Source organism: Clostridium sp. CM038 (assembly GCF_055081105.1).
This window is the reverse complement of the sequence record NZ_CM143651.1, coordinates 1,721,325-1,734,371: the sequence shown is the minus strand read 5'-3', so window position 1 is coordinate 1,734,371 and position 13,047 is coordinate 1,721,325. Positions and strand designations below refer to the sequence as shown.

Annotated in this window: 7 protein-coding genes; all 7 read right to left on the bottom strand. The window is 28.9% G+C overall.

Features of this window, described 5'->3' with window-relative positions; genetic code table 11:
- Positions 1–209: 209 nt before the first annotated feature.
- Genes ACWJKS_RS07815 through ACWJKS_RS07785 form a run of 7 tightly spaced genes read right to left on the bottom strand, consistent with a single transcriptional unit; the run spans position 210 to position 12,917 of the window.
- Positions 210–4,607: a hypothetical protein gene (locus tag ACWJKS_RS07815; protein WP_462960882.1), complete on the bottom strand. Its 4,398-nt coding sequence runs from the start codon at positions 4,605–4,607 to the stop codon at positions 210–212.
- The gene (locus ACWJKS_RS07810; protein WP_462960881.1) at positions 4,600–5,316 is read right to left on the bottom strand and encodes a DUF6063 family protein; all 717 of its coding nucleotides are present in this window, start codon (positions 5,314–5,316) and stop codon (positions 4,600–4,602) included. The genes ACWJKS_RS07815 and ACWJKS_RS07810 overlap by 8 nt, the downstream gene beginning before the upstream one ends.
- A 13-nt stretch (positions 5,317–5,329) precedes the next feature.
- On the bottom strand, positions 5,330–6,946 hold the full coding sequence (locus ACWJKS_RS07805; RefSeq protein ID WP_462960880.1) for a hypothetical protein: 1,617 nt from the start codon (positions 6,944–6,946) through the stop codon (positions 5,330–5,332).
- A gap of 26 nt (positions 6,947–6,972) precedes the next feature.
- Positions 6,973–7,980, bottom strand: coding sequence for a Wadjet anti-phage system protein JetD domain-containing protein (locus ACWJKS_RS07800; protein ID WP_462960879.1), 1,008 nt, complete (start codon positions 7,978–7,980; stop codon positions 6,973–6,975).
- The gene (locus ACWJKS_RS07795) at positions 7,977–8,726 is read right to left on the bottom strand and encodes a PD-(D/E)XK nuclease family protein (RefSeq protein ID WP_462960878.1); all 750 of its coding nucleotides are present in this window, start codon (positions 8,724–8,726) and stop codon (positions 7,977–7,979) included. Before ACWJKS_RS07795 ends, ACWJKS_RS07800 begins: the two co-directional genes overlap by 4 nt.
- Positions 8,720–10,948, bottom strand: coding sequence for an ATP-dependent helicase (locus tag ACWJKS_RS07790; RefSeq protein ID WP_462960877.1), 2,229 nt, complete (start codon positions 10,946–10,948; stop codon positions 8,720–8,722). The genes ACWJKS_RS07795 and ACWJKS_RS07790 overlap by 7 nt, the downstream gene beginning before the upstream one ends.
- Positions 10,929–12,917, bottom strand: a complete 1,989-nt coding sequence (locus tag ACWJKS_RS07785; protein ID WP_462960876.1) for a hypothetical protein — start codon at positions 12,915–12,917, stop codon at positions 10,929–10,931. The genes ACWJKS_RS07790 and ACWJKS_RS07785 overlap by 20 nt, the downstream gene beginning before the upstream one ends.
- Positions 12,918–13,047 lie beyond the last annotated feature (130 nt).

Sequence of the window (13,047 nt, the reverse complement as noted above, 5' to 3'; positions counted from 1 at the left end):
GTATTTAAATATCATTTTTACCATTCACCAATAATTGTTATTTTTCATATATGTCTTCTCCTAGTGTTGAACATCAAAGGATATTGTTTAACCTAAGTATCGTATTAAGACAATTTCATTATTGCGCTATATATTACTTTGGCACATTCAAATAAATAAGAAGTCACTATACTAGTTGAATATGCCTTATTATATTTCATATATGAACCTTAAAAAAGTTCCATTTGGTCAATCGCTACTTCTTCTAATTTAAATCTTGAAGCAACTATAGTTTCTATATATTCTTCCCCTTTTATATGCTCTGATTTTAAATACTTTAACCCCCTCTTAAGCTTTGAGGGTACTAAATCCAGCACATATATATTATCAAATCTATTTAATACAGATTCTCCTCCGAGTCCAGACAAACAAATAAGCTGTGTGTTACTCTTTTTAGCTATGTCCATAAGAGGTTTTAATAAGTGCTCTGCATTAGTTTGTGCAAAAGGATTATCCATTATTATAACTTTTCCGTCTTCATTGCTTGCAAATATATCTGCTTCATCACGTCTCATGTAAGATAAAAGACTTGATAATATTACAAAAGCTGAAAGGAAGCCTTCTCCCCCTGAGTTTAGTGCAATTTCGTTCCAACCCAATTGAATTTGTCTATCCTCTTCTATTTTATACAGTTTAACCTCTATATTGCTTATAGATACAACTTCATTGTAAAGATCACGAGTATTAATGCTCTTAGATATTAAGTCTTCTATATTTTCATTGCTTTGAAGCCTTTCAAGGGCTTTTATAGTAAGAGCTTCTAAAAAATCATTAACTCTTAATCTATAAAGCTCAATATTAGGTTCCCACTCTGGTAGCTTTATACTAAGCATCTTTACATATTTATCCCTTATTTTTATTGAAGAGTTGTTATCTATTTTACCAATATTTTCATGTACCTCTAGTACATATTCGTAAATGCTTTGAGCTACATTATCTTTTTCTCTAGTTATTAAATCAATATCTGCTTGAAGTTTTTCCATTAGCGCCTTGTGAGCATCTAATGTTATCTTTAAGTTTTCTATTACAATATCTGGTTTTTCTATACTTTTTTCAATAGTTTCTAAGGACTTTTTAAAGAAATCATCATTTAAAAATAATGGTTTTCTTGATACCCTATTTATTTCATTACTGAGCGCAAGACTTTTCTTTGATTCTTCCTCTAATGAATGTCTATAATCACGCCTAAGTTCTCCACTATATTTGTTAAGTCCTTTAATTTCAACACCTATTGTAATCTCCGAACTTATAACAAAATCCTTAAACTCTTCTAAATTAGATAAATTGTTTTCAATTATTTCTATTGTATTTACTGATAATTTTTTTTCCTTTTTAACTTCTTCTAACTCGTGACTTTTCTCAAAGGTTCTTTTATTAAAATCTCTATCCAATATTTCTTCTCTTGCTTTTGGAGTTTCTTTATTAAAATCATCTCTTATTCTTTTATACAGATTTTCTATATTGGTATCAACTTTTGCAAAAGCTATTTGTAGTTCATTTATGTTATTATTGATTTTATCTATAGCACCTTTAAGATTCTTTAACTGACCTTTTATTTCTTCTTCTTTAAATCTATCATAGGTTACTTCTCTATAGTAAGTTTCATTTAAAGAATATTCGTTACCTTTAGCTATTAAATCTTCTTCCTTTATTCTAAATCTTTCATTTGCATCTCGCAGGCTATCTTCTAAAAGCTGGATATCTGTGGAGATTTCCTTAGTTAAGCTGTCATATCTAGCTTCTAAATCTTCTATATCCTTTTGCAAAACTTCACCCTTAGTATATTGATTGTACTTATTGAAATTATCCTGAATTTTTTTGAGTTTTCCATTTAAATCTCTAAGTCCATCTTGGATATTTGATAATGAAGTTTCTAAACCTATTTTATTCTTTTCTTTAATATTTTTACCACTCGCAATCTGAGTTATATTTTCAGAAAGGTCATCTAGCTTTTTTTTATCAAAAGTATATCTTTCATAACTTTTTAAAAGCAAATTAAAATCTTCTATTTCCCTTTTTAGTTTTTGTAATTCACTTTCTTCTATTCTTATTGTCTTGTTTGTTTTTTCTAAAATTTTAGTTATATCTGCTATGGTATCGCGAATTATACTAAATGTGTTTTCCTTTGATATTAATTCTTCTTCCTTTAAATCTAAGTGTTTTTCTAAGTTTTCGTAAGTTTCTTTATCCAATTTAGAAAATTCAACTTCACTTCTATTTCTTTCATAAAACTGAGTATCACTTGCTTTCAGAGCTAAAGCTTCCTTTAATGAAGTTATTTCGCCTTGTTTTTCACACAATAATTTCTTTAATTCTTCTTCATTTATAAGCCCATTGTTAAAGGATACATAAAATGTGATATCCTCTAAGTTGCATAAACTATTAACTTTCCCACTAGATTTATTAGTTAAGCTCTCCCTTTTCACTATAGGAATAGGATAGGAGGTAAACACTCCTAGCTCCTCCTTTTGAAGCTTTATTAAATCCTCTGGATCCATAATTAGGGAGTAGGGCAGAAATGGATTATCCTCTATGAATTTTATGTTTTCCACTTCACTGTAATTATTTTTCTTAAGCCAATCCATACCATAAATTATATTTATGTCTCGCAGGCGAAGCTTTTCCTCCATTTCTCTTGGAATCTCTAGAGTTCTTCCTGTTTGAAGTTTTTTCTCCTCTCCTTGCAACTTATTTAGTTTAATAATGAATTTATTTTCTTCTTCTTTTAAAATTCTAATTTTACTATTAAACTCGTTTATTATATACTCTTTATCAAAAAGCTTACCCTCATCTACATCTATATATCTTATAATATTTTTTCTGTTTTCTATTTCTTTAAGCAGCTTATTTTTCTCGTTTTTCATATTAGATATTTCATTAGTTATATCGCTTATTTCTTTAGAAACATCATCTTTTTCTCTTTCTCGAGTCTTAATCTCAATAGATTTCTCTTCATATGATTTTTTACTCTTAACAATTATTTCTTCTTTTTTAGTTGAACTTTCACTATATAATAAGGTTTCCTTATTTATGAAATTTTCATTACAATATCCCATTAAGTTTCTTATAAAAGCTTTTTTATATCTATTATTAAATTTTTCTTCCTCTTTTGAAAATGAATTTATGTTGCTTTGAAGTCCACCCTTTACTGTGCTTTTTTGTTGAAGCTCCTTATTAATTTCATCTATTTCCTTTTTAGCTTCATCTATATTTGTTTTTGTAGTCTTTATATTTTCCTCGTTTTCCTTTAAAACTTTTAAAGTTTCCTTTTCCATGCCTTCATAATGTTTCTTTAAAGTAAAGCCTGTATTCTCTCTTTCTGGTCGCAGATCCTTATTCTTTTCCCTTGCAATATCTATTCGATTTTCATATTTTTGAACATCTCTCGAGGCTTTAACATACTCCTGATAAATCTTTGAGCACTCTAGTATCCGCTGCGTTTTTTCAAGTTCACTTATTTTTTCACCAATATTTGAGGCTTCTTCTATAGCTATTTCTTTATCTGCATTTATCTCTTTAGCCTTATCACAAAATGCGTATACCTCTGATGATATCTTTTCATATTTAATATCCCTAATATATGCTTCTATTTCTGATATTTTAAACTCTAGTTCCTCTTTTTTATGCTGCGCCAGGCTTAAACTATCTTCTAAATATTTTATAAGATTAGCTATTTTATTTTTTAAACTTCCACTGTAAATTTTATGCTCCATAAAAATTTCCGCCACAGCCAATATTCCCCTTGCACAGATTCTAAACTCTTCTATAGCCTGTTTTTTTTCTATTTTAGACTGATTATATCTATACTGATATATGTACTTTTTAACTATTTCACTAAAATTCTTTATTTTGTCTTCATCTTTATTGATTTTGTCTTCTACTGCTTTAATAAACCACTTCTCCACAAGTCCTGATACGTTTTTAGCCTCTTGGAAAAGCTCTGACAACCCTGATTCTTTCATATTAATCTTTTTTATTATGCTTTCCCATTCTTTATTATTTATCTTATACTGCCTTAAATTATCAAAGTAATTCTTAGTCTGCGACGGCATGGTCATATCAAAATAATTAAAGTCTATGTTCTTATCTTTTTTCAGCTTCTCAAGCAACCCTTTAGTGTTAGTAAAACTTTTGATTTTCTTAATATTCTTTTCAACTTCAACTGCTGGAAAATTATAAATATCATATTTACTATTCCCTCTATACTCATGTATAAAAGTTACTATATCTAAATCCTCCCCAGAATCATCATCTGAGGAAATGAGCCTTTTTTTAACCATCATACCAACAAGCACATGCCCAGCACCTCCATCTAGCACCCATTCTGTTAAAATGTAGCTTGGTGATGTAGACGTAAAATAACTTTTAAATGTTCTATCTTTTAAATCCCTATACCTCTTATTCACAAAAGGAGCCATCATTAGCTGAACCATTACAGACTTTCCCCCACCATTTCTAAGGCTCAAAAGGGTACTCTCGCCACCTAGCTCAAATATCTCATCATCTATCTTCATAGAATTGTTATTATAACTAAAGTTTACAATCCTAAGAGCATTTATTTTACTCATTAATTTCACCCCCAAAAGCTTTAATTACCCTCTGATAGTTATTTTTATTTAATATGTTCCAATCCATAAAATTATCTAGCTTTGAGGTGGTAATTATCATATCATCCGCCTGCACATAATTTATAAGTCCTTGATTTTCTAAAAAGTTAAGTATAGTATATATAAATCCTTCCTTAGTGGTTCTAGAAGTAGTTTGCTTATCTGAACTTTTAAGTGCTTCAAAACGTTCTAAAATATTAGTATAGGCAATACCTGTTTTTATTTGCTCCTCTTCTAAGTTTTCTTTTTCCACGCTCTCTTTTAACCTATTACTTATTATGTTTAAAAGCTCTCCACCCTTTAAAAAGTCTCTAGATTTACTTGATCTACCTTGAGAACCATAAAACTCAACCAGCATAGTAAGTATTACAAACTGTGATAAATAGTAGTCCTTATCATTGCAATTAGACTTACAAAGTTCTTTTTTAAGTGCACCTTTAGAGTATCCTAAAAAATCGTTTTCCTCGCTGGGTATAAGATATATAACTCCACTGTACTTTTCCACCTTGCAGCTGCAGTTTTCTCCTTGTATTTTCACTAAATTCATTACCTGCTCACTTTCAGAATACATTCTAAAAAGATCTTTTTCCTTTTCCTCTGAAAGTTCTCCACTTTGAATCAAGTAATAAAATATTTTGTTACTAGTATTTATATCATATGTATTGTACATAAACTTGTCCTCACTACCTTTCTACTTTAAAACACACATCTGAGCATATAACAGTTTTAACTATACCTTTATCACTTGGAAGTCCGTAAAACTTAATCTTTTCCACGCTATCCATTATTTTAGAAATATAAATATTTTTAATATCACTAAGCTCAATTTGCCTGCAAACTAAGTCTAGTATAGTTTCATTTAACTCAAATTCGAATTTTTCTTTTTCTGATATGGTTTCTTCTTTTTCTTTTTTAAGCTCTGCTATATCAATATGCTTATATTTTAAAAGTTCTATTATTATTTCCCTGAATATCTCAACGGTGGGTATTAATACTTGTTTATTATTACTATCATTTTTGATTTTTTCTGATATTTCTTTAAGAGATACTTCTCCTTTTTCAGAGGCAAATTCTAAAATCGCTTTTAAGGATCCTCTGTATTTATCTAGCTTCTCTCTTGCTTTTTCTCTTTTTTCCTCTATAAAGTGACCTTCTTCAAAGGATACCACCTCATCTTCTTCAAGTTCTTTTGCCTTTATGGTTTTCTGATACTGAAGGCACTTATTAAGGTTATATATTTTAGTAATAGGTGCTCTATATAAAGACCTTAAAATATAATCTATAGTATCCAGCTTTGAGCTGTCTTCCATAATCTTGTCATATATGTCCGTCCCTATATTAAATCTCTTTATAAGCGACATAGAAGCCATTTCCTCTAATTCTTTTGAATATACACTTTTAAAATCAAAATGAGTGTTTAATATTTTTTGCTGCTCTTCAATTGCGCGCCCAAGATACTGTTCAATTATCCCTAAGAATTTTAGATTTTCAAGTTCCTTGCCACTAAGTTTTTTAACGTTTATATCCTGCTCTTTAATCTCTTGTATTTTAAGATTAACCATATTTCTATATTCACTAAATTTCTTTCTTGTTGTATTCAAAGAATCCATATTGCCTTCTAATAATTGTCTATATTCTTCCACAGAATAGTTAAGAGCATTTTGCCTGATTCTACGTATAGCATCATGCATCTTCTGAAGCTGTATTCTAAGAAGATTAAATATATTCTTAACATCATCTACAGCCTTATCATAACTAGCTTTTTCAAGATGAAGCTTAAATATCATTTCATGTATGGTGAGCTTCATATTGCTTTCAATTTCTAAAGTAGATAAAAGCAGTGAATACCCATCATCCGTTAAGTAATATGAAGTTCTCTTTACCACATCATCAACATAAACTATCTTATTCGAAACAAAACTAATGTATATATCCTTGTATTCTCCTCCCTCAAAGTCAAATCCTTTAAAATACATTGCCTTCCCTTCATCACACAGCACTACGTTTACTATGAATTCCCCCAGTTCCGTGCATTCTTCATAACTTAGAGATTTCTTAAAGTACTTCATATTAACATCATCAATAAAGCTACCTACACTATCCATAGTACAGTATTCATCCTTTAAGGACTCCTCCATTATATAAAGCATAACTGCAAAAATTAAATTTATGTACTCATGAGTTTCCTCAAACCCATAATTCTTCCATGTGTTTTTAAACATACTATTTTTACAAAGCAGAGCATAAGCTCCAACTTTCTTCATTCTTATATCAAAATCTTTAAGAAAATCTACCCGCATTTTTAAAATTCCTCCTATTCACACTTCTAAAAATCCCCAATATTCAATATTTCCTGAGGAATATATTTATTTGAGCTAAGTATATTCATTATAACATCTCTATACTGCTGCGTAAATTCACTTAAAAATACTTCTCCTATATTTCTATTTTGACCTTCTTTTGTATTTGGTAAATTTATATTTTCTTTAATAAATTTATCTAGTATAAATTCATATCCTTTAACAAAAGGTTTTATATTAAAATCGTCTTTGAAAATTTCATATAATTCCTCATAGATTATTATTCCCTCATAATCCAAATCTCCAAGATATAAAATTTTATTATCCTTATGCAAAAGATAGGGCTCTACACATAATTCAAAGTCTTTAAATGTTTTATATATATTTTTTCCTCCACCATATATTAATGTAAAGATTTCCTCACTAAATATTGTGTTATTCCCTTTTATAAGGTGTTTTCTCATGCTATAAAATGTATCTTTGTTTTCAATTATTAAAATCTTTTGTGGTGAATTTTTGCTATAAGAATAATAGGGAAGAGGCTGCGTAGTGTCGTAAATGTTTAAAAACTCCTCCGCTAAGTTAAGATTTTTCAGTATCCTTTTTCCACCTTCTCTATTAAGGAATTTTTCTCTTCCCCAAATTTGAAAGCTTCTTTCATTAGCTGCTACTTCTGTACTTAATAAATATATTCGCTCATCAAGAAATCTACTCAAAGAAAGAATGAAGTTCCTATCTTCTTTATATTTATCAATGTTTTTCATATAATAAGTTTTATCGAGCTTAATATTAATGCCATATGATAATTCCTGTGTATACCTCGAATTATCTTGTTTCTCTTCTATAATGGTATATCTATTATATAGAGCTGGTTTCTTACCATTTAGTTTACTGCTTTTTATAGGTAGTATTACTGCTTCATTAATTAAGTTTGTTACTACATTTACTAGTTTTATATAATCTTCTATATTAAAATATTGTTGCAACTCATCAATATCTATTCTTTTTTTGTTAAAATCCCTTAAATTCTTCATTGCTTTCTCCTAAAGTCATCACAAACCTGGTTACATCCACCGAATTCACAATATTTGCACTGCGTGCCATATAGTTCACTATTAAAGTCCAAACTAAAATCATAATTGTCTAATGAACGCGTTATCTCCATAATTTTCACTTCGTGAATTCTATGATTACTCTCTGAATAATTAATAGTAATGATATCATCTTTAAACTGAGGTTGCCAAAAATTCATACTTATATTTTCTAGGGGTATATCTTTATCAAATATTTTCAAAGAACTCTCACCTAATATATACATATAAACAATAGTTTGCATTCTTTTACACACTTCTTTATAGTCAAGTTTTCTATTTTCGGTCTTCCAGTCCCATATTTCTATTTTGTTATTTGGCTTAATAATTACCAAATCATACTTTGCCTGAATCCTGATGTTATCTTTTCTCATTTTTATTTCATATTCAGTAAAATATATATTTTCATCTAAAAGAGTAAATTTTCCCTTTAATGAATTGAACGAATTCATTAAATCGATATTGCTATTATCAATACCAGCAGGAATATTTGAAAAATATCTTTCACAAATGAGATGAAAATCGAGTCCCATATTCATATTTTCATAATAATCCTCATTATCTATTGAATCCTTATTCCACTTAACATTATCTAAATACTTGATTTTGAATCTTAAAGGGCATTTATCAAAAGTGTTTAATAAATTTTGACTATAGTAAACGTGCTTTAATTTTCTAATATCTAACATTTACCATCGCCCCTTTGGCTGTTTATGTAGTCTTGAAGCACATAAAAGTACTTTGAAGGTTTACTTTCATTCCATTTACCTTCATTACACTTAGATGCCATTAAAATTAAATATTCTTTAGCTCTTGTTATTCCTACGTATAAGAGCCTTATTTTTTCATTTATTATCTGTATTTTCGCTTCCCCAATTGGATCTTCGCAAATATTATTACCAAGAATTTTTGCAATTTCAGCTTTACAAAGAACTGTAGGGTTTTTAAATTGTTGTTTCAAGTAATAGTACTCCCTAAATTTATCCGTTGTCATATATGGGTATTGGTAAGATGTGATGCTTAATATAAATACACAATCCCATTCCAGTCCTTTTGCTTTATGACAAGTAGAAACTGTTATTCTATCTGAGGAAGGTTCATATCCTTCTAGGTCATAAATTATACCTGAAATATGATTTAATATACCATTTTTTTCATCTAGCAACTGATCCACTATATGCTTTAAACAAAAGTCACTTTCATCTTTTGATAGAAATATAATATACGATGCAACTGCATCTGCCATCGCTCTATCCTCAAGACTGAAATTTAAAACATCACTAATATGCAAAATCAGTCTATCTAAATGTGTTTGAGGATATTGAAATATTATTTTAATCTGCTGCATGCACTTTATAAATTTTTGATAGACCTCTGAACCTAATATTTCGCGAGGAACATCTTTCTGATCTATGACTCCTCCATTGGGATACATTAGCTTTTCTACTTTATAATCTTGTATGAAATCAAACAACCTTTCACTTTCTTCGTTGTTTTCTTCTATAAACACATTCTTTACTAAATCTTTGAATTTAAAACTATCATGTGGCTCTGAAATAAACTGCAATATATATCCTAATGTAAATGCAGCCTTACATCTTTTATCTGATTTATTTGACAATTCATCACACTCAATATTTAACTCTCTAAGTTTATCCGCTATTTCTTTAACTTGATTATTATACGGAACTAATATGGCACAGGTTTTATTAGGATATTTTTCTTTGAATTTCATTGTTAGCTTAGTAGCTTTATTAATTTCATCCTGATTTGAACTACAAACCATAGTGCTTATTCCGTAAATGTCCACATCCTGCTTTTTTATTTTAAAAAACTCTGGTACCGTTTTAATTTCTTGATTTACTAATGCACACCTACATTTTTCTTCACCATGATGATTATTGATATGTCGAACTAATTCGTTTGCTAAATCAATAATATGTTTTGTGCTACGTCCTGCCATATACATTTCAAACTTTTTATTTGCATTTTCACAAAATTCTCTGAAAAATTTTGGATCTGAAGATGTAAATGTACCTGTTATACTTTGATTAACATCCCCTACCCTAACTAAGTTTCCGTTTTTTTCAGAAATTAAACCCAATATTCTTCCCTGAATTAAATTAGAGTCTTGGCACTCATCTTCAAATACAAAAGTATATTTTACATTTAATTTTTCGCGAAGCACATCATCAGTTTTTAGAAGCTTATATGCAAGAATTAGCAAATCGTTATAATCTATATAGCCCTCTCTTTTTAGGGTTTTAGTGTATGAATCATAAATTTCAGATATATAATTTAAAATGCTGTCTTGGTTTAAATTTTTCACTTCATCCTTTAACTTTTCTGGAGAAATATCATTTATCTTTAATTCCCCAATAATTGTATCCACCGTCGTGAAAAAATCATTCCACCAATCATTTTGTTTTCCTGGGTATTTATTTAGGGATTTATCTAATATCATAGCCTTAAATATATTTTCTCCACCGTTTCTTCTCCAATGCATAATGCACTTATTTAAATATAAGCTTTTATTTACATCATCTAATATTTTAAATTCTTCATTAACTCCCACTACATCCGGTCTATCTTTTAAAATCTTTAGTGCTAAACTATGAATAGTCATAACTTCATAATCATTACTCGCTGTTATTCCCTTATTTTGTAAAACTATTGAAATTCTATGTTTAAAGTTATTCACTGCACTATTCATAAAAGTAACTATAAGTATTTTCCCAGGTTTATGAATTTTATCTTCTATAAGTTCACATACTAGATTACATATTATGAAGGTTTTCCCTGCTCCTGGAACTGCTGGAACCGCCATGGTTCCTCCTCTATATTCCATTATATGCAATTGATCATCCCTATAACTTATTTTTACCTCTTCATTACTCATATCCCCTATCATAATTTTCACCTCTTCCGCTTAAGATTTCTACAAGGATATCCGCAAATATACTTTGTTGTTCATATCCATTTAGAGAATACTCACTGCCATATATGTATAATTTGCCCCTACATTTTCTTAAAAGGCCATCAACAACGGACATTAAAATTCTATATATATTATTGTTTTCTGTTTCCTGCGTATAGATATCATTAATATTCCAATTACTTCTTAACACGTAATAATTTGATAATTCCTTTATATTTCTTGAACACCACATATTACTGTTAATATCTGCCCATATCTGAACCACGCTACTTAAATTTGAAGTTAAATATGTATATGGCGATGTGAAAACTATACTATTCTCTTGTAATAGCATTTCTTGAATATCATTCAACGAATAAAAATCTTTTCCATCACGCCTTATAAATTCTATAAATCTCTCCTCAGATGACTTCCCTTTAAATTGTAATTTATCTAAAGTATTTACGAAGCTTTCACAATTTTCATATATACTTATATAGTCACCTACATGTTGTTTAACTTTAGGTATTGTTATAAGAACTTCTAAGAATGCTTTTCTAAAAAATTCTCCTAGTGGTATATTGCATTCCAAGTTACTTTCTTTATAATCACTTATCCATTTTTTTAATTCATTATAATTACTTGCGACCTCAATGCCTACTCTATCTTGGATGGCTTTATTAATATCTCGCATCTCTCCACTCGAATTTACTAAATCAGAAAGTAGCGAGCTCCTGATTATATCTAGCTGTAACATAAAAGAAAAAAAGTTTTTATAATCTTCACTTGTTAACTTTATGCTTGTAAAAGAATTACACAATACTGCTAATATAATTAATGGCTGTAAATATTCATTGTCAATAAATCTATATTTTTTAGAAGTCTCCATGACTGATATACCTAATTCTTTTGTTTTTTTCTGTAGTTCATGAGAAATGACAAAATCATTAAATGGACATATTACAGCTATATCCTTAGGCTTAACTCCATGATTTATTAATTCTTCAATTTTAAATGATATTTTTTCAACCATTTCGCATCGAAGCTGTGAAGTCAAATCTATATAAGCTGGTAGGTTGTCGCTTATTTTCTCCTCTTCGTAATTATTATGTGCTCGGTTTTCTATCGCACGCGAAAAATCAATAAATTCATCATTACAGCAAAAATGCTCATCTAGAATAATTTCATCATAATCAATATTTAATTTTTGTCTCAAATAATTAGTATTAGCCCCATAATAACTACAAAATCCACCGCTTGGGTTGTAAAACAAGTATGCCTTGTCTACATTATCAATAAGCTTAAATATCAGATCTAGCTCTGATGGTGAAGCCTGATCTATATCGTCTACTATAAGATATTTTATTTTATTCATATTAAAGTATCTTGCATCTTTAAGTAAATACTTATTATACAAGTAAAAACACAATCCATAATCTACAACACCATTTCCCAATAATTTTGAGATATAATATTGAATTACTTCATCCAATTGATTATATATTTCTTTTGCACAAAAATCCTTTACCTCTAATGAATTATATAGCCTAATTCCTATTTCATTAAAAGGCACTAATGATAGTGCAGCATTATTAATGTTAGAAATCAAATCTGAAGCTATTTTAGAAGAAGTTGATGTAATATCTATAAAGTACCCTTTAGACGTTCTAAAATGCTCCACTAGTGCTTTCATAGCATAATTTGTAGCATCAAAAGATGCGAATTCAGGTTTCAACAGACTAATTTTTAATTCCTTGCAATTTTCTACTACATATGGCCAATAAAGTGATAGTTCTTTTCTGATAAATCCATAGTAAGAGTTTTTTCGAATCTCACTAGTCATGTTAAAATCCATCTCTCTTGTCCATGTTATATTTTGATATTTATTCATAAATAAGCATAATATATTTGAACTTTTTATATTTTCATTTTCTATCATATTCTTATATTTAGAAACTGCCATAGTTGTTTTACCACTAGCAGATTTCCCTTTAACTAATATGCATCGGTGGATAAAATTATTTCCATTTATTTTGTTGTAGACTTCTGAATATTTAATAGTATCACCTCCATATAATCCATTATTTTATATT

Bases quoted from the DNA above. Each gene is read 5' to 3' on its own strand.
- ACWJKS_RS07815 (WP_462960882.1), bottom strand. From the start codon at position 4,607: ATGAGTAAAATAAATGCTCTTAGGATTGTAAACTTTAGTTATAATAAC.
- ACWJKS_RS07810 (WP_462960881.1), bottom strand. From the start codon at position 5,316: ATGTACAATACATATGATATAAATACTAGTAACAAAATATTTTATTAC.
- ACWJKS_RS07805 (WP_462960880.1), bottom strand. From the start codon at position 6,946: ATGCGGGTAGATTTTCTTAAAGATTTTGATATAAGAATGAAGAAAGTT.
- ACWJKS_RS07800 (WP_462960879.1), bottom strand. From the start codon at position 7,980: ATGAAGAATTTAAGGGATTTTAACAAAAAAAGAATAGATATTGATGAG.
- ACWJKS_RS07795 (WP_462960878.1), bottom strand. From the start codon at position 8,726: ATGTTAGATATTAGAAAATTAAAGCACGTTTACTATAGTCAAAATTTA.
- ACWJKS_RS07790 (WP_462960877.1), bottom strand. From the start codon at position 10,948: ATGATAGGGGATATGAGTAATGAAGAGGTAAAAATAAGTTATAGGGAT.
- ACWJKS_RS07785 (WP_462960876.1), bottom strand. From the start codon at position 12,917: ATGGCAGTTTCTAAATATAAGAATATGATAGAAAATGAAAATATAAAA.